Source organism: Krasilnikovia sp. MM14-A1259 (genome assembly GCF_047159535.1).
Lineage (GTDB): Bacteria > Actinomycetota > Actinomycetes > Mycobacteriales > Micromonosporaceae > Actinoplanes.
Map to the genome: position 1 here is coordinate 1,766,317 of NZ_BAAGAJ010000002.1, position 21,421 is coordinate 1,787,737.

The window sequence follows — 21,421 nt, forward strand, 5'->3', positions numbered from 1 at the left end:
CGTGACGCTCACCGAATGCACGTCCTGCGTGGACGAACGCGGTGCCGGAGCCGCGTTCTGCGAGGAGTGCGGCCGGCCACTGACCGCGGCGCCCGCGACCGAGCGCAGCCACACGCCGCCGGCGCCGGCCCGGCCCGCGCCGGCGCAGACCGGGCCGACGGAGACGCAGGCGGGGCAGGCGTGCCCGTCCTGCGGCACACCGGGCGCGATCGGCGCGGACGGCTACTGCGAGCAGTGCGGCATGCTCGCCGGGCGCCCCCGCGATCACGTCGAGTCCATCGCGGGCGCCGCCGCGGCGGTCACGGACCGGGGCCGCCGGCACCACCGCAACGAGGACGCGATGTTCCTGGCCGTCCACGCGGCCGGCATCGACGCCGTGGTCTGCGACGGGGTCTCCGCCTCGTTCGACCCGGACGTGGCGTCCGAGCTGGCCGCCGAGACGGCCGGAAAGCTGCTTGCCGCCGCCGAGGATCTGCCCGATCAGATCACGGCGGCGCTCACCGAGGCCGGTACGGCGGTCGCCGCGCTGGCCCGCACCGGCGACCCCCGGCGGGCCGCCTCCAACCCGGCGTGCACGATCGTGGCGGCGTGCGTGCGCGGCGCCGAGGTCGGGTACGGCTGGGTCGGTGACAGCCGGGCGTACTGGCTGCCCGCGTCGGGGGACCTGGTGCCCCTGACCGTGGACGACTCGTGGGCGCAGCACGCCATCTCGCTCGGCGCCGACCCGCAGGCCGCGTGGCGCGACCCCAAGGCGCACGCCATCACCGCCTGGCTGGGCGCGGACGCCGGCCCGGTGATGCCGCGTACCGGCGAGTTCACCGCGCCCGGCCCGGGGCACGTCGTGCTCTGCAGCGACGGCTTGTGGAACTATCTGGCCGAGCCCGTGGCGTTCGGCGAGGCCGTCCGCGCGCATCTGGCCGCCGCGGCCGGCGCCGAGCACCCGCTGCTGGCCGCTGCCCGATCGCTCACCACGCTCGCCAACGAGGCGGGCGGCGCGGACAACATCACGGTCGCGCTGCTCCCCGTCGTACCCACCACCGCCCCACCCACCGCCGCGATCTGAAGGAGAGCCCGTGCCGTACACCGCCGAGGCGTTCCAGAACGAATTCCTCACGCTGGGCGCCACCGAGGTCAACGCGATCGTCACGGTCGCGTCGTCCGGCAGTGAGGGGGGCCGGCGCACCGCCGGCGCCACCGAGATCATCATCGTGGACGCGTCCGGCTCGATGCAGGCCGAGGGCCGGATGGCCGCGGCCCGGCAGGCCGCCAAGGCCGCCATCGAGTGCATCGACGACGGCGTCCACTTCGCCATCATCGCGGGCGTCAGCACCGCGCAGCAGTTGTTCCCCGCGCCCGGGCAGCTCGCGGTCGCCTCGCCGCAGAGCCGGGCCGACGCGGTCCGCTCGATCGACCGGCTTCAGGCCGGCGGCGGCACGGCCATGGGCGCCTGGCTCACGCTGGCGTCCCAGCTGTTCGCCCAGCGGCCCGGCGACATCGCGCACGCCATCCTGCTCACCGACGGCGAGAACGGCGAGTACCAGGGCTACCTGGAGCAGGTGCTGCAGCAGATCGCGGGCCGGTTCCAGTGCGACTGCCGCGGCGTCGGCACCAACTGGCAGGTCTCGGAGCTGCGCAAGATCGCCACGGCGTTGCTGGGCACGGTCGACATCGTCGCCCGCCCGGCCGACCTGACCGCCGCGTTCGAGCAGATGATGACCGCGGCGATGGGCAAGACCAGCGCGGACGTACAACTCAAGGTGTGGACCCCGGTCAACTCCACGGTCCGCTTCGTCAAGCAGGTCGAGCCGGAGGTGGTCGATCTGACCGGCAAGCGGACCGAGGACGGGCCGCGCGCGGGGCGTTACCCGCTCGGGTCGTGGGGTGCCGAGAGCCGCGACTACCACGTCTGCATCGACGTGGCCGCCGGCGGGTCCGGCGACGAGATGCTCGCCGCCCGGGTGTCGGTCGTCGAGGGCGACGACGTGCTGGCTCAATGCCTGGTGCGGGCGGTGTGGACCGAGGACACGGCGCTGTCCACCCGGATCAACCGGCAGGTGGCGCACTACACCGGCCAGGCCGAGCTGGCCGACGCGATCCAGGCCGGGTTGGAGGCGCGCAAGGCCGGCGACGACCGTACGGCCACGCTGAAGTTCGGCCGGGCCGCGCAGCTCGCCCACGCCAGCGGCAACAAGGCCACCGAGGAGCTGCTGGCCACGGTGGTGGACATCGAGGACCCGGCGACCGGCACGGTACGGCTGCGCCGCAAGGTCGACGCCGCGGACGAGATGGCGTTGGACACCCGTTCCACCAAGACGGTTCGCGTGGGGCGCGCCCAGTGACCACGTACGCCTGCCCAAAGGGTCACGAGTCCAGCACGGACGACTTCTGCGACACGTGCGGCGCCCGTATCGGTGGCGCCGTACCGGCCGCCCCGCCGGCCGCCGCGACTGCGGCCCCGGCCGTACCCGTCTCGGCCGTACCCGTCTCGGCCGCGCCCGTGTCCGCCGCGCCCGTGTCCGCCGCGCCCGCCCCGCTGCCGGGCCGCGGCGCGCCCTGCCCGCACTGCGGCACCCCCCGCACCGCGATGTGGCGGTTCTGCGAGGACTGCGGCTACGACCACACGACCGGCCAGGTGCCCGTGCTGGACGCGCCGACGGCCCCCCGCCCGACCGGTCAGTGGAGCGCGACGGTGACCGCCGACCGGCAGTACTTCGACGCCAACGCGATCGAGGGCGTGGAGTTCCCCGCGCAGTGCCCGGAGCGCCGCTTCGTGCTGCCCGCCCCGCAGGCACGGATCGGCCGCAAGAGCACGTCCAAGGGAACCGACCCGGAGATCGACCTGTCCGCCGCCCCGCTCGACCCGGGCGTCTCGCACAGCCATGCGCTGCTGACGCTCAACATCGACGGTGTCTGGCTGGTGTCCGACCTGGGTTCCACGAACGGCACGTACGTCAACGACGAGCCGGCACCGCTGACCGCCGGGCAGAGCCGTACGCTCGGCGACGGCGACCGGGTGCACGTCGGCGCGTGGACGACCATCACGCTGCACGCGCCACCCGCCTGAGGTACGGGCCCGTCAGACGCTGATCCACTCCGTCGCGACCTGGCGGCCCGCCACCTCGCACTCGATGCGGATCGGGCCGGGCCGGGTGGCCGGGAACGTGAAGCACCCGACCTCGTCCGCGACGGTCTCGGCGACCGGACCGGCCACGGTGAACAGCCGGACGGTCGCCGGCTCCGGCGGGATGAGCTGGCCCTCGATACCCCCATCGCTGAGCTCGATCTCGACCCGCAGCTCGTCGCGCCCGAACACGAGGTTGCGCGGGGCGCTGCCGGGCTGCGGGCCGCGTACGCCCACGGAGTGGTCGAGATAGGAGTCGTACATCAGGGCCGCCAGCTCGCGGTCCGGGTCCGCGGTCTGCCAGGCCCGCACCGCGCGGGCCGCCTCGAGCACCTGGGCCTCGATCGGGTCGGGGTGCAGCGCGTCACGGACGTCGAGGAACAGCTCCTCGTCGTCACTCCAGTTGCGCCAAGGCATCACGGACACCCCCCAATGTGTGCTGACTCGTCTGTCCCGAGGTACGCCCGGATGGCGTCCGTGTCACGAAGTTTGCCGAGCACGCGGCTGCGTGTCGGCCCGATGCTGCCGATCGGGACGCCGAGGATCCGGCTGATCTCCGCGTACGAGTACGGCGGGTCCGCGGTCAGCATCAGCAACAGTTCCCGCTGCTGGGGTGCCAGCTCACCGAGGCCGTCCAGCAGCACCTGGCGGCGTTCGGCCGCGATGAGCAGTTCGTCGATGTCCGGCCCGTCGGCGCGGTCCAGCGACGGCATCGTCAGCGGGTCCACGGCCACATTGCGTCCGTTGGTACGCAGGTACCGCTCGCACTCGTGCCGGGTGGTGGTGGTCAGCCAGCCGGGCAGCGCGGACGGCTCGCGGAGCTGGCCCAGGTGCTCGACCAGGCGCAGCCACACGAGCTGGCTGACATCCTGGGTGTCGGCAACGGACAGGCGGTAGCGCCGGATCACGTACGCCACCAGGCCGGCGAACCGGCGCACGATCTCGTTCCACGCGTCCTCGTCACGCTCGGCGCTGGCCTTGACTAGCGCCGGCAGTTCCCACTCCAGCATGTCTGCCATCTTGTCCCCGCTTCACCTGGTCGGACAGTAGGGCCGCCCGGTGTCATGTCGCCGCCCCGCCGCGCGGACCGTGCCCGGCGGGGCGGCGGCATCAGCCGATTCCCTGCAGGATGCGCATCGCCTTGCCGAATCCGGCGACTGCCTTGCCGCGGTCGTCGAGCAGGTCCACCGCGTCGCGCGGGGAGATGTTCTGCTCGGCGACGATCCGGGCGACCGCCCCGGCGATCTGCGGCGCGCAGAACGAGGTGCCGAGCCACACTGCGGCGGCGTCCGGGCCGAACGTGTCCGGCTCGGGGTCGAAGATCGGCGACTCCTGTCCGGCCGGGTACACCGAGCGGATCCCCTCGCCCACGGTGGAGAAACGCACCGCGCCGTAGCTGGACCAGGAGGCGGGCGACAGGTACGCGGTCAGCCCGGCGACCGACTCGACGCCGTCGAGCGCGGCCGGCCAGACGATGCCCCGGTCGCCGTAGTTGCCCGCGGCAGCCACGATCACCTTGTTGTAGCGGCCCTGCTTATCGCGGCCCGCCTCGGCGTGCACCGTCTCCACCGCCTGCTGCATGAGCACCGGCGGCGTGTCGTCGAGCGTCTTGCCACCCAGCGACAGGTTGATGATTTCCGCACCGTCGCGGTGTGCCTGCACGATCGCGGCCGCGATGTCGTCGTCGGTGGCGAACCCGTCGGTGTCGGCGGCCCGGTACACCTTGATGTCCGCGGTCGGCGCGACCCGCTGCACCACCCCGGCCACGAACGTGCCGTGCCCGGCCTCGTAGTCCAGGAATCCGTCGCCGCCGCGGGGCAGGACGTCGAGCATGTCCGTGTTCTCCGGCGTACGCGTGACGTCGCCGAGCCAGTGGTCGCCGCGGATGGTCCCCTCCACGCCGGTGTCGATCACCGCAACCGGGGGCCGGGGCCCGGGGCCGCCGTCGCTCGGGGCGTTCGGGATCGCGTAGTTCGCGAAGTCGCCCAGCGACGGCGCGTTCTCCGGGCCGCCGATGCCCTTGCCGACCGCGGCCATCGACGCGATGTAGTTCGGGTGCGCGACGACGTCCTGCGCGCCGCATCCGTCGATCATCCGGGCCAGTTCGGCCCGTCCGGCCCCGAAACGGCGCAGTCGTACGTGGTCGCCGACGGCCCGGTCGTCGTAGTCCTGCAGCAGCGCACCGACGGTGCCGCGGGCGAGTTCCTTCGCCGAGATCAGCAGCTCGCCGCGGGCCAGCAGGCTCGGTGTACCGTCCCGGCGCAGCGCCACCTCGATCTGGGCGCGTTGCGGGTCGCTCGAACGGCGCCCGATGAGAATGCCGAGCAGGCGGCCGTCGGCGGACGGCCGCGTGTCGGCCAGACGGACCACCTGCTGGGCCACGATGGTGCGCAAGCGTGGCAGCTCGGAGCCGTAGGATTCCGGATAGTCGCCCTCGAAGGCGTAGCCAAGGGGCGCGTCAGTCAGATTCATAGCGGTTCCTGGCCTTTGTGATAGATCGGCACAGCGACGGGCGGTCGCACGCGCGGTGGAAATGGAACCCTCGGTGGAAATAGAGACGCCAGACGACCTTGTGATACACGCTAGGCGAGTTCATGAGGGCGTAATAGCGGATCCCCGACGCTACGGGCCGATCGCCGCCGATCTCGTGCGCACGGTACGCCGTTCGGGTTCCCCCGAGGCGCTGGCGCTCGCGCTGCGCGCCCTCGCCTGGGCGGAACGGGCCCGGCTGGCCGCCGCCGGTGCCCGCAAACTGCTCGACGAGGCCGCCCGGATCGCCCGCCGGCACAAGCTGCAGTCCGTGCTGGCGGACGTGCTGATGAGTCGCGCCGCGGTCAACCAGGAGCTCGGGCGCCTCGACAGCGCCCAGCACGACCTCGACATGGCGGAACCCCTGGTGGCCCCGGAACGGGCCGTGGAGCTGACGTTCCAGCGGGCCGTGCTGCACCAGAACATCGGGCTGCTCGCGCAGGCCGCCGCCGCGTACCGCGATCTGCTGGCCCGGTCCGCCACCCCGGCCCGGACCCGGGTCATCGCGGGCAACAACCTGGCCATCATCGAGGCCCAGTACGGCCGGCACACCGACGCGCTGCGCCACCTCGACGACGCCGGCACACTGGCCCGCGACGTCGGCCCCGCCCTGGTGGCGATGGTGATCGAGACCCGGGCGTGGGCGACCGTGCACGCCGGGCGCCTCGCCGACGGGGTACGGCTGTTCGACGACGCCGCGCACGCCTTCGAGGCCGCCGGCCTGCCGCTGGGCGAGCACTACGTGGAGTATGCGGACGCGCTGATGGACCTGCGCCTGATCCCGGAGGCCACCGCCGCCGCCCGGGCCGCCGCGGAACAGTTCGCGCGCCACGGGGTGCCGCTGATGGGCGCGGAGGCGGAACTGCGGGTCGCCCAGCTCGCCCTGCTCACCGGCGACCCGGACGAAGCGCAGCAGGCGTCGGCCGCCGCGGCGCGCAGCTTCGAGCGGCAGGGGCGCCGCGCGTGGAAGGCCCGCGCCAGTCTGGTCCACGCACAGGCCCGGCTGGACGCGGGCACCGCCACGGCCGCCGACCTGCGCGACGCCCGCCGCGTCTGCCGCACCCTGGAGAGCCAGGGCACCTGGTCGTACGCGGTCGGCGCGTACGACATCGCCGGGCGCCTCGCCGCCGCCCTGGGACGCCGCCGCGAAGCGGTCACGTCGCTGCAGCATGCGGTGGAGCTGGCGCGGCGCAGCCCCGTACTGGTCCGGATGCGGGGCAGCGTGGCCGGGGCGACCGCCGCGGCGCTGCTCGGCGACGACGCCGCCGTGCTCGCCCACTGCCGGCGTGGACTGAGCGACCTCGCCCGCCACCGCACCGCGCTGCCGTCGGTCGAGCTGCGGGCGCTCGCGTCGGGCCACGGCGCCGAACTGGGCCAGCTCGGCCTGGAGGTGATGGTGCGCGGCGGCTCCGCACCCCGCGTGCTGGACTGGATGGAACGCACCCGGGCGGCCGCGCTGCTGGCCGTGGAACCGCCCGGCGGCACGGACGTGGCGGACCTGGAGGCGCTGCGCGGCATCCACGCGGAACTGGACGGGCTGACGGCCGGCGACCGCACGGTCGGGCTGCGCGATCCGCTGCTGGCGCGGCAGAAGGCGATCGAGGACCGGATCCGGCGGGCGAGCTGGCGCCGCCGTACGGAGAACCGGCAGGTCACCGCGACCATCCGGCCCGCCCGGCTGCGCGCCGCCCTGGACGGCCGTGTCCTGGTCGAGTACGCCGTGTTGCATGACGACATCGTCGCGGTCGTCGTGGAGCCGCGGCGCAGCCGGCTCGTCGCGCTCGGCGCGATCGCGCCGGTGCTGGAGCAGGTCCGGGCGCTGTTCTTCGCGTTGCGCCGGATGACCCGCACGCTGCCGGACTCGTCGCTGGAGGCAGCCCACCTCAGCGCCGACGTACGGGTCGGCAAGCTGCGCGAACTGCTGCTGGCACCGCTGGCCGTGGCGGCCGACGCCGAGCTGGTGGTGGTGCCCGCCGGGCATCTGCACGGCATCCCGTGGTCGGCGCTGTGGGACGCGCCGGTGTCGCTGGCGCCGTCGGCCGCGTTGTGGGCGCGCACCCGCGAGGCGGCCCTGGCACACCGGAAACCGGGCCTCACCGTGCTCGTCGAGGGGCCGAACCTGCCCGGCGCGACGACCGAGGTGCGGCGGCTGTCCGAACGCTACCCGGGCGCGGTCACGATCGCCCCGCCGGAGAGCACCACCCAGCGGGTGCTGCGCCGCCTCGACGGCGCCGACCTGGTGCATCTGGCCTGCCACGGCTGGCTGCGCTCGGACAACCCGCTGTTCTCCTCGCTGGTGCTCAGCGACGGGCCGCTGACGGTGCAGGAGTTGCAGACCAGCGGCGTCGCCCCGCACCGGCTGGTGCTGGCGTCGTGCCAGTCCGGCGCGGACGTCAGCTACGCGGGCGACGAGGTGGTCGGGTTCATCAGCTCGCTGCTGGCCCGCGGCACCGCCGGGGTGGTGGCCAGCGTGGCGGCCGTACCGGACGTGGCCGCGGTGGATCTCATGCTGGCGTTGCACGAACAGGTGTCGGCGGGCCGCACGATGGCGCATGCATTGCACACCGCGCGGGCGGTGCTGGACCCCACGAACCCGGCCGCGTACGTCAACTGGTGCACGTTCAGCGCGTACGGAGCAGCCTAAAGGCTGACCCCGGTGATGTATCACCAGTGATCGCCCGAACTCTGACTCAACGTGGATGTCGGACAGCAGCACCACCTCGACCGCACGACGGGACACCGGCGGGAGGCCGCCGTGTTGTTCGCCGACCTCTCCGGCTTCACCGAACTCGTCGAGTCCGTCGAGCCGGAGATCGTCTACCAGGTGGTCCGGCCGCTCATGGACGACCTGGTGACCATCGCCCGTCATCACGGCGGCGAGATCCAGCAGGTGCTGGGCGACGGCTTCATGTGCGTCTTCGGTCTGTACACGACGCACGGCGACGAGGCCGAACGGGCCGTGGCCGCCGGCCTCGAACTCGTGGCCGCGGGCGGCGCCAGGCTCATCCGCCCCTCGGTGCATGCGGGCGTGGAGGCCGGCGAGATCTTCGTGACGACATCCTGGCCCCCCGCCGGGTACGGCGTCTGGGGTCGCCCGGTCAACCTGGCGAGCCGGCTGTGCGGGCTCGCCGGCCCCGGTGAGCTGCAGATCGGGCCGCGGGCGTACGCGCGGGTGCGGCGCTGCGTCGGGCCGGCCCGGGCGGGCCGGGCCCGCCTCAAGGGAGTCACCGCGCCCGTGCTGACCCACCGGATCTCCCCGCAGCGCACACCGCAGCAGACCGACCCGGCGATGATCGAAGCAGCCTAGGTCCCCTTCGGACCGTCCACTGCGGCCGGCCGCCTCACAACGTGGGCTGGTGGGCCAGGACACCGCGGTTGACCGCCGCGATCGCCCGGCGGGCCGTGTCCCGGACCGTGGGCGACGCGCCGGACGCGTCCTTGAGCTGACCCAGCAGATCCAGCACCTGCCGCGCCCAGCGCACGAAGTCACCGGCCGGCATCTCCGCGTCGTAGCTGGAGCCGCTCGCGAGCACCTTGGCCAGGGGTTCGCCGCGCGCCCACCGGTACATCGGCCAGACGAAGCCGGGGTCCGGCTCGCGGGTCAGCGAAAGACCTCGCTCCGCCTCGACGGACTCGATCTCCGCCCACAGCTTCCCGCAGGCCTCCACCGCGGCCGCGGTCGGGCCCTTGGGTACCGACACCCGCTCGTCGCCCTCGCGGCGCGACTCGTAGAGCACCATCGACACCGCCGCGGCCAGCTCCTCGGGGGCCAGGCCCTCCCACACCTCCCGGCGCAGGCACTCGGCGACGAGCAGGTCCGCCTCCGTCCAGATCCGAGCCAGCATCCGGCCCGCCTCGGTGACCTCGCCGTCCACGCTCAGGTAGCCCCGGTCCGCCAGCACCGCGCACACCTGGTCGAACGTACGGGCCAGCGAGCCGGTCCGGCCCGCCACCCGGGCCCGCAGCCCGTCGGTGTCGCGCTGCAGCCGGTGCCGGCGCTCCGCCCACCGGGCGTGCTCCTCCCGCTCCGGGCAGGCGTGGCACGGATGCTGGCGCATCCGCACCTTGAGCAGAGCGATCTCCGCGTCTTCACCGTTGCCGCCGCCCCGGTTGCGGGTACGCCGCCCGCCGCCGTGCCGGTCCAGGCCGGTGGCGTTGATCGAGGAGGCCAGGTCGCGGCGGGCCGCCGGGGAGCGGTGGTTGAAGTGCTTCGGGACCCGGATGCGTTCCAGCACGTCCACCGGGCCGGGGAAGTCCGCGGGGCTGACCCGCCCGGCCCAGCGGTCCTGCGTGAGCACCAGCGGGCGCGGCTCGCCGAACCCGCCCGTGCCCGGGTCGAGGACCACGGCGAGCCCGGCGCGGCGGCCCTGCGGCACCCGGATCACGTCACCCACGCGCAGCCGCTCCAGCGACTGCACCGCGGCCGCGCGGCGCTGCGAGGCGCCCTGACGGGCCATGGCCCGCTCCCGGTCGGCGATCGCCACCCGGATCGCGAAGTACTCCTCGAAGTCGCCGTGGTGGCAGGTCTCCTCCGCGCCGTACGACGCGATGATCTCGGTGTTGCGCTGCACCTGCCGGGCCAGCCCGACCACCGACCGGTCCGCCTGGAACTGGGCGAACGAGGACTCCAGCAGCTCCCGCGCCCGGTCCGCGCCGACCGTGCCGACCAGGTTGGCCGCCATGTTGTACGACGGCCGGAAGCTGGACCGCAGCGGATAGGTACGGGTGGAGGCGAGCCCCGCGACGTGCCGCGGATCCACCTCGGGGCTCCACAGCACCACCGCGTGCCCCTCGACGTCGATGCCACGCCGCCCGGCCCGCCCGGTGAGCTGCGTGTACTCCCCCGGGGTCAGGTCGACATGGGCCTCCCCGTTGAACTTGACCAGGCGTTCGAGCACGACGCAGCGGGCCGGCATGTTGATGCCCAGGGCCAGCGTCTCGGTCGCGAAGACCGCCTTGACCAGCCCGCGTACGAAGCACTCCTCGACCGCCTCCTTGAACGCGGGCAGCATCCCCGCGTGGTGCGCGGCGATGCCCCGTTCCAGGCCGTCGAGCCACTCCCAGTACCCGAGGACGGACAGGTCCTCGCCGGGGATGGCGGCGACCCGGGCCTGGGCGATGCGGCGGATCTCGGCCCGCTCGTCGGCGCTGGTCAGCCGCAGACCGGCGGCGAGGCACTGCTGCACCGCGGCGTCGCAGCCGTTGCGGCTGAAGACGAACAGGATCGCGGGCAGCAGACCCGCATGGTCCAGGCGGTCGACCACTTCGGCCCGCGGCGGTGGCAGCCATCGGCGGGAACGCCCGCCCCGGTTGCCCGGCCCGCCGGCCCGCTCCCCCATCTCGAGGCGGCGCATCATCTCCCGGGTGTAGCGCAGCAGCTCCGGGTGCACGTCGTGCTTGCGGGCCGCGTCCGCGTCGTGGAACAGGTCGAACATCCGCTTGCCGACCAGCATGTGCTGCCACAGCGGGACGGGCCGGTGCTCGCTGACCACCACCTCGGTCTTCCCGCGCACCGTGACCAGCCAGTCGGCGAACTCCTCGTAGTTGCTCACCGTGGCCGACAGCGACACCAGGGTCACCGACGCGGGCAGATGGATGATCACCTCTTCCCAGACCGCGCCGCGGAACCGGTCGGCCAGGTAGTGCACCTCGTCCATCACCACGTACGCCAGGCCGCGCAGGCTGGCCGAGCCCGAGTAGAGCATGTTGCGCAGCACCTCGGTGGTCATCACGACCACCGGGGCATCGCCGTTGATCGCGTTGTCGCCGGTCAGCAGGCCGACCTTGTCGGCGCCGTGCCGCTCCACCAGGTCGTGGTACTTCTGATTGGACAGGGCCTTGATCGGCGTGGTGTAGAAGCATTTGCGCGGCCCACCGGCGGACGCGGCGGCCTGCAGCGCGAGGTGCACCGCGAACTCCCCCACGACGGTCTTGCCCGCACCGGTCGGGGCGCACACCAGCACGCCGCTGCCGCGCTCCAGGACCTCGCAGGCCTGTCGCTGGAAGTCGTCGAGGTCGAAACCGACATCGAGCATGAAATCGGCGAGGGCCGGGAACTGCGCCGCGCGGTCCGCCCGCCGCTTCGACTCCACATACCGTTCGGCGGGGCTCGTCATGACACCAAGGCTAATTCGTCCGTGTGACAGTCACCGCGCGGCGGTTGGCGGCGGGCGCGTCCGGCGCGGTGGGTATCGTGCACGGCGTGCCGGAAGTCCACGATCCGACCCGTCCACCGCCGGGATCCCCGCGCCCGCAGGTCGACGCGGTCCTGTTCGACTTCCACGGCACCCTGGCGCAGGTCGAGGACCCGGTCGCCTGGGTGCAGGCCGCCGCGACCGCGTGCGGGGCGGAGCTGGACCGGGGCCGGGCCACCGGCCTGGCCGACCGGCTGGTCATGGCGGGCCGGGCCGGGGGCCCGCTGCCGCACCGGGTGCCACCGCACCTCGCGGAGCACTGGGCCGACCGCGATCTGTACGAGCACAGCCACCGCGCCGCCTACACCGGCCTGGCGGCGACCGTGAACACCGACGTCGAGGGCCTGGCCGACGCGCTGTACGAGCGCCTGCTCGGCCCCGAGGGCTGGCTGCCGTACGCGGACACCGAGCCGACCCTGCGCCACCTGCACGACTCCGGGGTCAAGGTGGCCGTGGTGAGCAACGTCGGCTTCGACATCCGGCCGATCTTCACCGCGTGGGGCCTGGCCGGCCTGATCGACGCGTTCGTCCTGTCGTACGAGGTGGGCCGCTGCAAGCCCGACCCGGCGATCTTCCTGCGCGCGTGCGGGCTGCTCGGAGTCGACCCGGAGCGCACGCTGATGGTGGGCGACACCCCGGCGGACGCCGGCGCGGTGGCCGCGGGCTGCGCGGCGCTGGTGTTACCGGCGGCCGAGCCGGGTCGCGCCAACGGCCTCGGCGCCACCCTGGCGCTGGCGGGCTGCGCCCGCTGAGGGTCTCAGGGGCGCTCAGAGGTACAGGTCGACGACCGTGCCGAGCGTCATCCACGGCTCGTGCGCCGGTTCCTCGGCACCGGGCCGGGCCGCGGGTGCCGCGCTGCCCTCGGGCGTTCGCGCTGCGGCGCCGCCGTGGATCGGGGAGTCGGCCGCCGCGACGGTCGGCGGGGAGCCGGGGGTCACGGGGACCGTGGCCGGGCTGACCGATCCGATCGACATCTGGTTCCTCTCTGCGGCGGGTGCTGCCCGTACCGATCGGTGCGCCCGCCCGTCCCCTGACGCCGTGCTCAGCTCAGCAACCGCAGCGCACCGGGCACGCAGCCGACCCGCAGCGGGAGCGGGCCGATCCGCTCCCCGTCGGCGTAGCCGACGATGTCGTGCGCGGTGATGACCACCTCGCGGGCGCGGTAGGAATGCACCCGCGGGTCCGTGACGTGGGTGCCGCTGCGCAGCCGGGGCTTGAGCCGGGCGAGGGTGACCCGGCCCAGCGGATCCGCCACGACGACGTCGAGCAGGCCGTCCGCGGGGTCCGCGTCCGGGCAGATCCGCATCCCGCCGCCGTAGCTGGCGCAGTTGCCGACCGCGACCAGCACCCCGGGGAACTCGTGGGTCTGGCCGTCGAGCACCAGCGTGTACGCGCGCGGCCGTAGCCGGGCCAGCTCCAGCATGATCGCCAGGTCGTAGCGGCGCGGCCCCTTGGGCCGGCGCATCCGGTTGGCGCGTTCGTTGACGATCGCGTCGAAGCCGGCCGCGAGCACCGCGCCGAACCAGCGGCCGCGGCCTTCGGCGTCGCTCACCCGGGCGAGGTCGATCCGCCGCTGCCGCCCGTCACGCAACGCCGCGGCGACCGCGTCGGCCGCGACGAGCGGTTCCGCGGGTACGCCGACCGCAGCCGCGAAGTCGTTGCCGGTGCCGGTCGGAACCACCCCGAACGGGATCCGGGCGCCCGCGACGGCCTGCAGCGCCAGGTGCACCGTGCCGTCTCCGCCGAGTGCCACGAGCGCGGCGGCACCGTCGGCCACGGCTCGGTGGCAGGCCTGTTCGGCCGCCTCGGCGGTGGGCGCGTGCAGCACCTGGACGTCGTACCCGCTGTCGCCCAGCTGGCGGACGAGGCCCGGCAGCACCGCGCGGTGCCGGCCCCGGCCTGCCCCGGGGTTGGCCAGCACCGCGATGGCTTCACCGGTCACCATCGGGGCAGCGTACGGCCTGACGCGCCCCGATGGAGCCACCGGTTACGTCATGTCGTCGAAGCGTCCGTCCAGCGGCAGGGGCTTCGTGACCGGGTCGGGGGCGTCGATCGGTGTCGGCACCTCGATCCGGTCCGCCGCATCGACCGGCTGACGCTCGTCCTCCAGCTCGGAGATCGTGTCGTCGTCCAGGTCGGCGTACATCTCGCGGCCTCGGCCACGGCGCCGGTCGTTGAGCATTGCCACGCCGACGGCCAGGAAGTACAGCGCGGACATGCACGCGGCCAGCAGCGTCATGCCGAACGGGCCCGGGTCCGGGGTGGCGATCGCGGCGAAGCCGAACGACAGGAACACCACGATCCGCCACCAGCTGAGCAGCTTGCGCCCCGTCACCACACCGGTGAAGTTCAGCATCAGCAGGATCAGGGGGAACTCGAACGCCGCGCCGAACAGCAGGATCATGTTCATGACGAAGCCGATGTACGAGGTCACCTCGAGCTTCGTCGGCGCGCCCAGCACGCCGGCTTCCATGATGAACGACAGGCTGTGCCCGACGACCGAGAAGGCGAGCAGCGCACCGGCCGCGAACAGCGGCACCGAGATCGCCACGAAGATGTACGCCCACTTGCGCTCGTGCCGGTGCAGGCCCGGGGCGACGAACGCCCAGAGCTGGTAGAGCCACACCGGGGCGCCGAGGAGCAGGCCCAGCCACAGCGCGATCTTCAGCCGCAGCAGGAGCTGGTCGGTGACGCCGAGCGTGATGAACTCGCAGCCGTGGGCGCCCTTCGACGAAGGCAGCGCGCAGTACGGCTCGCTGAGAATGTCGAAGACCGGGTGCTGCGAGATGAGGAAGCCGACGATCAGGCCCCCGACGATGCCCAGCGACGCCCAGAACAGGCGGTTACGCAGCTCCCGGACGTGCTCGATCAGCGACATGGAGCCGTCGGAAGCCCGTTCGAACGTACTGGGCCCCCGACGGCGCAGGGTCAGAGACATGCCTGCGGGTCAGCGGTCGTTGGTGCGCTGTACCGGGTCGACGATCGGCTGCTGCTGGGGCTGCTGGTAGCCCTGGGGCTGCTGCTGGAAGCCCTGCTGCGGCTGCTGGATCTCCGAGGGGTGCAGCGGCTCGCGGGCGTGCTGCGCGTCGGCCTTGTCCGCGACGTTGGTGCCGTCGTCCATCAGGCCCTTGGTCTCGGCCTTGATGATCCGCAGCGACCGGCCCAGCGAGCGCGCCGCGTCCGGCAGCCGCTTCGCACCGAACAGCAGCAGAATGACGGCCGCGAAGATGAGAAGGTGCACTGGCTTGAGGGCGCCCATGGTGGTGACTCCAGTCGGTGGGACAGCGGTCCTGGCGGTATGCCGGATCCATGGTACGTGCAGATTCTTCGCGTGACCCCGGCCGTACGTCTGGTTTATCCGCGGACGGCCTTGATCGCCGAGGCCCGCTCCTGCAACTGGGCGACCTGCTGCTCCACGTCAGCGGCCGTACGCTGCAGCGTCAGCGCCCGCTCCTGCAGCCGGGCCGCCTCCTGCTGGCGGCGCTGCAACCGCACCGCGGCCCGCTGCAGCCCGCGCAGCCGGCCCCCGAGCGACAGCAACGCCGCCAGGAGCAACAGCACCGCCCCGACGATCACACCCACGATCACCCATACCACCCCGTCAGCCTAGCGGGCGGGCTCCGGCCGGGCGGGATGCGGCGCCGCGTACTGGTCCAAAGCGGTCGCGGCCTGCGCACGGATGCGGTCGACCAGTTCCGGCGGGCCGAGCACGGTGACGTCGGCGCCGAGGCCGAGCAGCAGCCGTTGCGCCCAGCCCAGATCGGTGACCCGCATCGCGACCACCCAGCCGTCGCCATCGCGCTGCACGTCCTCCACCGGGTAGTACTCGGTGATCCACCGGCCGCCGCGGCCCACCCGGACCGTGACCAGCGGCAGGTCGCCGCCGGGGCTGAACACCCCGCCGGTGAGGTCGTGCGGCACGGCCTGCGCGGGCGGCGCGGCCGGCTCCGCCAGCTCGGTGAACGCGTCGATGCGGTCGACCCGGAACAGCCGCGTCGCCTCGGCGCGCCGGCACCACGCCTCCAGGTAGCCGCGGGCGCCGACCATCAGTACGCGCATCGGGTCGACGACGCGTTCCGTGGTCTCGTCGCGGGCCGCGGTGTAGTAGGTCAGCCGCAGCGCGTGCCGCCGCTCGACCGCGGCGCGGATCGCGTCGAGCCGTTCGGCGTTGACCGGCAGCCGGACCGCGACGGGTGCGTCGGCCAGGTCGCCGGTGGCGCCCTCGATCTTCGCGAGGGCCCGCTCGATGGCGTCGCGGTTGCCGGTGGCGGGGGTTTCGGCGAGCATTCGCAGCGCCACCACCAGCGCGAGCGCCTCGTCCTGGGTGAGCCGCAGCGGCCGGTCGATGCCCGCGTCGTAGGTGATCGTGACCCGGTCGCCGTCGAACGCCATGTCGATGAGATCCCCGGGGCCGTATCCGGGCAGGCCGCACACCCACAGCAGTTCCAGGTCCTCGCGCAGCTGCCGCTCGGTGACCCCCAGGTCGGCGGCCGCCTCGGCCACCCGGATCCCCGGCCGGGCCAGCAGGTACGGCACCAGGTTGAGCAGCCGGCCCAGCCGGTCGGCCGAGGCGCGGGTCGCAGGGGTACGCGGCTGCGGCGTCACGGCGCGGCCCCCGCGGCCGCGCGGGCCGGCCCGTCGTGCCGGGCGACGACCTCCTTGAGCTGCTGGATGACCGCCTCCCGCAGCTCCGGGGGCGCTTCGACACGGACGTCGGCGCCGTACCCGACCAGGGTGGCGGCGAGCCGCTCGACGTCCGCGTACGCGATGGTGAGCCGGTCGGCGTCGGCGCCGGGATCGGTGCGCTCGGCCATCCGGCGCAGCCCCGCGGCACAGCCGGGCCGGGCCAGCACGGTCGCCCGCCCGGTGTGCACCACCGGGCCGGACCAGCGGGCGACGTGACTGATCAGGTCGACGTCCGGTGGCGGGGTGAACGCGCGCTCGCGGCCGGACGCCCGGACGCTGCCGACGATGCGGGACAGCCGGAAACACCGGGTGGCGTCGCGGTCCCGGTCGTGTCCGACCACGTACCACCGGCCCTGCCAGCAGACGACGCCCCAGGGTTCGAGGTGACGCGTCACGGCGGTGTCGTTCTCGGGGGCCCGGTAGGCGAACGTGACCGGGCGGCGGTCGCGTGCCGCGGAGGTCAGCGGGCCGAACGCCGGGTCGACCGTCACGACCGGTTCCACCCCGAGGGTGGCCTGCGGGTCGACGTCGATCCCGGCGGCGCGCAGCTTCGCCAGCCCGGAGGAGGCGGCGGCGGCCAGCCCCGCGTGTTGCCACAGCCGCGCGGCGATGCCGACCGCGGCGGCCTCGTCCGGTTCGAGCGGTATGTCCGGTAGCGCGTACTCGCGGTGGGCGATCCGGTAGCCCGGCTCGCTGTCGAACGCGCTGGCGGTGCCGGTCTCCAGCGGCACACCCAGCTCGCGCAGCTCCGCCTTGTCCCGCTCGAACTTGCGCTGGAACGCCTCGTGGTCGCGCGGATCCTCCGCGTCGTGCTCGTAGCCGGGCACGGTCGCGGCGATCTGCGCGGCGGTCAGGAACCGTCGCGTGGACAGCAGACAGATCACCAGGTTCACCAGGCGCTCGGTACGGGTCCGCGACACGGCAGAAACGCTAGCAGCCTCGACGGACGTTGGCGGAACGCGCCGACGCCGGTACCGATAGGTTGGCCGCCATGGTGCGGTGGCGGTCCGGGACGGTGACGAGGGTACGGCGGCGCTGGCGCGGCGCGGCCGAGCTGGACGTGCAGACCACGGACGGTGAGCTGCGCGCCCTGGCGTACCCGGAGCTGACCGGGGCGCCCGAGCCGGGCGACCGGGTGCTGCTCAACGTCGGCGCCCTGGTGATGGGGCTGGGCACCGGCGGATATGCGCTGGTGGTGGCACTGCCCGACCGGCTGCCGGTCGACCCGGCCGACGACGGCACCACCCGCGACGCCGGCCATCTCGTCAAGGCCCGGTACACCCCGCTGCAGCCGATCCTGCTGGGCGTCGACGAGGAGGCCTCCCCGCACCGCGCCGTCATGGCCGCCGCGGACAGCCTCGACGGCATGCCGGTGGTCACGGCGGACCTGCACTCCGCACTGCCGGCCATCCTCGCCGGGGTACGCGCGCAGCGCCCCGACGCCCGCGTCGCGTACGTGATGACCGACGGCGGCGCGCTCCCGGCCTGGTTCTCCCGCACGCTGGACGGCCTGCGCGAACACCTGGCGGGAACCGTGACGACCGGGCAGTCGTTCGGCGGCGACCTGGAGGCCGGCACCGTCCACACCGGGCTGCTCGCGGCCCGGCACGTCCTGCGCGCCGACGTGGCCGTGGTCGCCCAGGGCCCGGGGAACCTCGGCACCGGCACCACGTGGGGTTTCTCGGGGGTGGCGGTCGGCGAGGCGATCAACGCCGTGGCGACGCTGGGCGGTCGGCCGGTGGGTTCGCTGCGGATCTCCGCGGGAGACGGACGGCCCCGGCACCGCGGCCTCTCCCACCACAGCCTCACCGCGTACGGGCGGGTGGCGCTCGCCCCCGCCGACCTCGTCCTGCCGGAGGAACTGCCGGCCGAGTTGGCCGCCGGCGTGGCCGCGGCCGTGGCCCCGCTGGCCGACCGGCACCGCCTGGTCCGGGTGCCGGTGGCCGGCCTGGACGGGGCACTGCGGGCCAGCCCGGTGCCGCTGTCCACGATGGGCCGGGGCCTGGACGCCGACCACGCATACTTCCTGACCGCCGCGGCCGCGGGCCGCCACGCCGCCACGCTGGTGAGCGGCGGCCAGGCCCGCGGATGACGTGGGCAGATGTCAGCGTGTGATGATCAGATACAGCCAGCCGAGCAGCAGCAGGCCGAGCAGCGCGGCGAGCACCCAGGTGGGGATGCGATGGCCGCCCGCCCGGTTGCGCTGGATCTCGTCGCGGATCCGGTCCCGGCGCCGCTGCACGCGGCTCCACAGCACGTCGTCGACCGTGCGCTCACGGCGCTGGTCGTCGTCGGATCCCTCCGGTCGCGGCCGGTGCGGGTGCTGGTCGGGTGTGGGCGTGGACATGGCCCGACCAGCGTATCCGTCCGCGGTCACATGCTGGCGATGAGCCGTTCCACCCGCTCGTCGTACGCCCGGAACGGGTCCTTGCACAGCACGGTGCGCTGGGCCTGGTCGTTCAACTTCAGGTGCACCCAGTCGACCGTGAAGTCGCGCCGCTTCTCCTGGGCGTGGCGGATGAACTCGCCCCGCAACCGCGCCCGGGTGGTCTGCGGCGGGGTCTCCTTGGCCTCGAAGATCTGCAGGTCGTTGGCGACCCGGTCGGCCTGCTTGCGCTTCTCCATGAGGGCGTAGAGGCCGCGCCCGCGGCGCACGTCGTGGTACGCGAGGTCGAGCTGCGCGATCCGCGGGTGCGACATCTGGATCTGGTGCTTGGCCTGGTAGCGCTCGATGAGCTTGAGCTTGCTCACCCAGTCGATCTCGCGGGAGACCGGCGTGAGATCGCCGCTCTCGATCGCATTGAGCACCCGGCCCCACAGCTCGACGACCCGCTTGGCGACCTGGTCCCCGCCGCGACGCTCGACGAACTCCGTCGCCTTGGCCAGGTACTCCTGCTGGATCTCCAGCGCGCTGACCTCTTTGTTGTTGGCCAGGCGGATCTTGCGGCGGCCCGTGATGTCGTGGCTGACCTCGCGGATGGCCCGGATCGGGTTCTCCAGCGTCAGGTCACGCATCACCACCCCGGCCTCGATCATGCGCAGCACGATGTCCGCGCTGCCGACCTTCAGCAGCGTGGTGACCTCGTTCATGTTGGAGTCGCCGACGATGACGTGCAGCCGGCGGTAGCGCTCCGCGTCGGCGTGCGGTTCGTCGCGGGTGTTGATGATCGGACGGCTGCGGGTGGTGGCGCTGGAGACGCCCTCCCAGATGTGCTCGGCACGCTGGGACAGGCAGAACACCGCGCCGCGCGGGGTCTGCAGCACCTTGCCGGCGCCGCAGATCAGCTGGCGGGTGACGAGGAACGGGATCAGTACGTCGGCCAGGCGGCCGAACTCGCCGTGCCGGCTGACGAGATAGTTCTCGTGGCAGCCGTACGAGTTGCCGGCGGAGTCGGTGTTGTTCTTGAAGAGGTAGATCTCGCCCGCGATCCCCTCGTCGTGCAGGCGCTTCTCGGCATCGACCAGCAGACCCTCCAGGATCCGCTCGCCGGCGCGGTCGTGGGCGACCAGATCGGTCACCGAGTCGCACTCGGGGGTGGCGTACTCCGGGTGGGAACCGACGTCGAGATAGAGGCGGGCACCGTTGCGCAGGAAGACGTTGCTGGAGCGTCCCCAGGACACCACTCGGCGGAACAGGTAGCGGGCCACCTCGTCCGGCGACAGCCGCCGCTGACCCCGGTAGGTGCACGTGACGCCGTACTCGGTCTCGAGGCCGAAAATTCGCCGTTCCATGACGAAACATTAGCCGCCCGAGGGGCATCAGCGGCAGTCAGAAACCGGCTCGACGCTCACAGATCCCGGAAATCACCATCACGCAGCGTGGTCTTTCGATCGCGCATGCCCGCCGCAGACTGGGCACCTGCGGATAAACTGCCGCTTTGATGAATCTTCTGGTCACCGGCGGTGCCGGCTTCATCGGCTCGCACTTCGTGCGGTCCGTGCTCACCGACGCGCTGGACGGCCTGGCCGGGGCGCGGGTCACCGTGCTGGACAAGCTTACGTACGCGGGCAACTTCGGCAACCTCGGCCCGGTCGCCCAGCACCGGCGGCTGGACTTCGTGCCGGGCGACGTCTGCGATGCCGCGCTTCTCGACCGGGTCGTCCGGGGCCACGACGCGATCGTGCACTTTGCGGCGGAGTCGCATGTCGACCGCTCGATCCTGGCCGCGGCGGAGTTCGCCATGACGAACGTGGTGGGCACCCAGGTGCTCCTCGACGCGGCGTTGCGCCACGGCACCGGGTGCTTCGTGTACGTCTCCACCGACGAGGTGTACGGCTCGATCGAGACCGGCGCCTGGAGCGAACAGGCCCCGATGTCACCGACCTCCCCGTACGCCGCCACCAAGGCGGGCGGCGACCTGCTCGCGCTCGCCTACCACCGCACGTTCGGGCTGCCCGTGGTGGTGACCCGCGGCGCCAACAACTACGGGCCGTACCAGCATCCCGAGAAGCTGATCCCCCGGTTCGTCACCAACCTGCTGTCCGGCCGCACCGTCCCGCTGTACGGCAGCGGCACCCAGGTCCGCGACTGGGTGCATGTCGACGACCATTGCCGCGCCACCGCACTGGTGCTGCTGCAGGGCCGCGCCGGCGAGGCCTACCACGTCGGCGGCGGCGCGGAGCTGTCCAACCGGGAGCTCACCGGCATGCTGCTGCGCGAGTGCGGGGCGGACGAGACGTCGGTCGTGACGGTGGCGGACCGGATGGGCCACGACCAGCGGTACGCCCTCGACGACAGCAAGATCCGCCGCGAGCTCGGCTACCGCCCGCGCACGGCATTCGCCGAGGGCCTGCCCGCCACCGTCCGCTGGTACCGCGAGAACGAGCAATGGTGGGCCCCGCTGGTCATCGACTGACGCGGCGAGGGACGCGCCGGAGCGGCCCCGGATGT

21 protein-coding genes are annotated in these 21,421 nt (G+C 73.3%); 8 read left to right on the forward strand and 13 right to left on the reverse strand.

The window, feature by feature from the left end; translation table 11 throughout:
- The first annotated feature begins 1 nt into the window (after position 1).
- From ACMCNK_RS07590 to ACMCNK_RS07600, 3 genes are read left to right on the forward strand one after another with little or no spacing between them, the layout of a single operon-like run.
- Positions 2 to 1,063, forward strand: a complete 1,062-nt coding sequence (locus ACMCNK_RS07590) for a PP2C family protein-serine/threonine phosphatase (RefSeq protein WP_412735675.1) — start codon at positions 2 to 4, stop codon at positions 1,061 to 1,063.
- Positions 1,064 to 1,073: 10 nt separating this feature from the next.
- Positions 1,074 to 2,339, forward strand: coding sequence for a VWA domain-containing protein (locus ACMCNK_RS07595; RefSeq protein WP_412735676.1), 1,266 nt, complete (start codon positions 1,074 to 1,076; stop codon positions 2,337 to 2,339).
- Positions 2,336 to 3,064, forward strand: a complete 729-nt coding sequence (locus tag ACMCNK_RS07600; RefSeq protein WP_412735677.1) for an FHA domain-containing protein — start codon at positions 2,336 to 2,338, stop codon at positions 3,062 to 3,064. Before ACMCNK_RS07595 ends, ACMCNK_RS07600 begins: the two co-directional genes overlap by 4 nt.
- Positions 3,065 to 3,076: 12 nt before the next feature.
- Here the strand turns inward: ACMCNK_RS07600 and ACMCNK_RS07605 are convergent, their stop codons facing one another.
- From ACMCNK_RS07605 to ACMCNK_RS07615, 3 genes are all read right to left on the reverse strand, one after another.
- A complete protein-coding gene (locus ACMCNK_RS07605) occupies positions 3,077 to 3,538 on the reverse strand; it encodes a carboxypeptidase-like regulatory domain-containing protein (protein WP_412735678.1) in 462 nt (153 codons plus the stop codon).
- Positions 3,538 to 4,131 carry an RNA polymerase sigma factor gene (locus ACMCNK_RS07610; RefSeq protein ID WP_412735679.1) on the reverse strand — a complete coding sequence of 198 codons (594 nt, stop codon included), beginning with the start codon at positions 4,129 to 4,131 and terminating at the stop codon, positions 3,538 to 3,540. Before ACMCNK_RS07610 ends, ACMCNK_RS07605 begins: the two co-directional genes overlap by 1 nt.
- A gap of 100 nt (positions 4,132 to 4,231) precedes the next feature.
- Positions 4,232 to 5,593 (reverse strand): S8 family peptidase, encoded by a 1,362-nt coding sequence (locus ACMCNK_RS07615; protein WP_412735680.1) that lies wholly within the window; start codon positions 5,591 to 5,593, stop codon positions 4,232 to 4,234.
- Positions 5,594 to 5,768: 175 nt separating this feature from the next.
- Between ACMCNK_RS07615 and ACMCNK_RS07620 the strand changes: the two genes are divergently transcribed.
- Together ACMCNK_RS07620 and ACMCNK_RS07625 are read left to right on the forward strand one after the other, a co-directional pair.
- On the forward strand, positions 5,769 to 8,294 hold the full coding sequence (locus tag ACMCNK_RS07620) for a CHAT domain-containing protein (RefSeq protein WP_412735681.1): 2,526 nt from the start codon (positions 5,769 to 5,771) through the stop codon (positions 8,292 to 8,294).
- A 51-nt stretch (positions 8,295 to 8,345) separates the two neighbouring features.
- Positions 8,346 to 8,957: an adenylate/guanylate cyclase domain-containing protein gene (locus ACMCNK_RS07625; protein ID WP_412735682.1), complete on the forward strand. Its 612-nt coding sequence runs from the start codon at positions 8,346 to 8,348 to the stop codon at positions 8,955 to 8,957.
- A gap of 34 nt (positions 8,958 to 8,991) precedes the next feature.
- Here ACMCNK_RS07625 and ACMCNK_RS07630 read toward each other — a convergent pair whose 3' ends face one another.
- Positions 8,992 to 11,766 carry a DEAD/DEAH box helicase gene (locus ACMCNK_RS07630; RefSeq protein WP_412735683.1) on the reverse strand — a complete coding sequence of 925 codons (2,775 nt, stop codon included), beginning with the start codon at positions 11,764 to 11,766 and terminating at the stop codon, positions 8,992 to 8,994.
- 77 nt (positions 11,767 to 11,843) lie between these two features.
- Here ACMCNK_RS07630 and ACMCNK_RS07635 point away from each other — a divergent pair, with 77 nt between their 5' ends.
- Positions 11,844 to 12,596 carry an HAD family hydrolase gene (locus ACMCNK_RS07635; RefSeq protein WP_412740777.1) on the forward strand — a complete coding sequence of 251 codons (753 nt, stop codon included), beginning with the start codon at positions 11,844 to 11,846 and terminating at the stop codon, positions 12,594 to 12,596.
- Between the two features lie 15 nt (positions 12,597 to 12,611).
- On the opposite strand, the gene ACMCNK_RS07640 is transcribed toward ACMCNK_RS07635, so the two are convergent.
- The 7 genes from ACMCNK_RS07640 to ACMCNK_RS07670 form a co-directional block, all read right to left on the reverse strand.
- Positions 12,612 to 12,818, reverse strand: coding sequence for a hypothetical protein (locus ACMCNK_RS07640; protein ID WP_412735684.1), 207 nt, complete (start codon positions 12,816 to 12,818; stop codon positions 12,612 to 12,614).
- Between the two features lie 68 nt (positions 12,819 to 12,886).
- Positions 12,887 to 13,789, reverse strand: a complete 903-nt coding sequence (locus ACMCNK_RS07645; RefSeq protein ID WP_412735685.1) for a diacylglycerol/lipid kinase family protein — start codon at positions 13,787 to 13,789, stop codon at positions 12,887 to 12,889.
- A 42-nt stretch (positions 13,790 to 13,831) separates the two neighbouring features.
- Entirely contained in the window at positions 13,832 to 14,782 is a 951-nt protein-coding gene (tatC, locus tag ACMCNK_RS07650; RefSeq protein ID WP_412735686.1) for a twin-arginine translocase subunit TatC, read from the reverse strand.
- Positions 14,783 to 14,791: 9 nt separating this feature from the next.
- Complete coding sequence (tatA, locus tag ACMCNK_RS07655; RefSeq protein WP_412735687.1) at positions 14,792 to 15,103, reverse strand: Sec-independent protein translocase subunit TatA; 312 nt, start codon at positions 15,101 to 15,103, stop codon at positions 14,792 to 14,794.
- 95 nt (positions 15,104 to 15,198) lie between these two features.
- Entirely contained in the window at positions 15,199 to 15,432 is a 234-nt protein-coding gene (locus ACMCNK_RS07660; RefSeq protein WP_412735688.1) for a hypothetical protein, read from the reverse strand.
- Positions 15,433 to 15,450: 18 nt separating this feature from the next.
- Positions 15,451 to 16,449 carry a helix-turn-helix transcriptional regulator gene (locus tag ACMCNK_RS07665; protein WP_412735689.1) on the reverse strand — a complete coding sequence of 333 codons (999 nt, stop codon included), beginning with the start codon at positions 16,447 to 16,449 and terminating at the stop codon, positions 15,451 to 15,453.
- Complete coding sequence (locus ACMCNK_RS07670) at positions 16,446 to 17,450, reverse strand: helix-turn-helix transcriptional regulator (protein ID WP_412735690.1); 1,005 nt, start codon at positions 17,448 to 17,450, stop codon at positions 16,446 to 16,448. Before ACMCNK_RS07670 ends, ACMCNK_RS07665 begins: the two co-directional genes overlap by 4 nt.
- A gap of 71 nt (positions 17,451 to 17,521) precedes the next feature.
- Here ACMCNK_RS07670 and ACMCNK_RS07675 point away from each other — a divergent pair, with 71 nt between their 5' ends.
- On the forward strand, positions 17,522 to 18,622 hold the full coding sequence (locus tag ACMCNK_RS07675; RefSeq protein ID WP_412735691.1) for a DUF3866 family protein: 1,101 nt from the start codon (positions 17,522 to 17,524) through the stop codon (positions 18,620 to 18,622).
- Positions 18,623 to 18,634: 12 nt separating this feature from the next.
- Here the strand turns inward: ACMCNK_RS07675 and ACMCNK_RS07680 are convergent, their stop codons facing one another.
- Together ACMCNK_RS07680 and pafA are read right to left on the reverse strand one after the other, a co-directional pair.
- Positions 18,635 to 18,877, reverse strand: a complete 243-nt coding sequence (locus tag ACMCNK_RS07680) for a hypothetical protein (RefSeq protein WP_412735692.1) — start codon at positions 18,875 to 18,877, stop codon at positions 18,635 to 18,637.
- A 26-nt stretch (positions 18,878 to 18,903) separates the two neighbouring features.
- Positions 18,904 to 20,262 carry a Pup--protein ligase gene (pafA, locus tag ACMCNK_RS07685; protein ID WP_412735693.1) on the reverse strand — a complete coding sequence of 453 codons (1,359 nt, stop codon included), beginning with the start codon at positions 20,260 to 20,262 and terminating at the stop codon, positions 18,904 to 18,906.
- A gap of 149 nt (positions 20,263 to 20,411) precedes the next feature.
- On the opposite strand from pafA, the gene rfbB reads away from it, so the two are divergent.
- Positions 20,412 to 21,386, forward strand: coding sequence for a dTDP-glucose 4,6-dehydratase (gene rfbB / locus ACMCNK_RS07690; RefSeq protein ID WP_412740778.1), 975 nt, complete (start codon positions 20,412 to 20,414; stop codon positions 21,384 to 21,386).
- Positions 21,387 to 21,421: the final 35 nt, after the last annotated feature.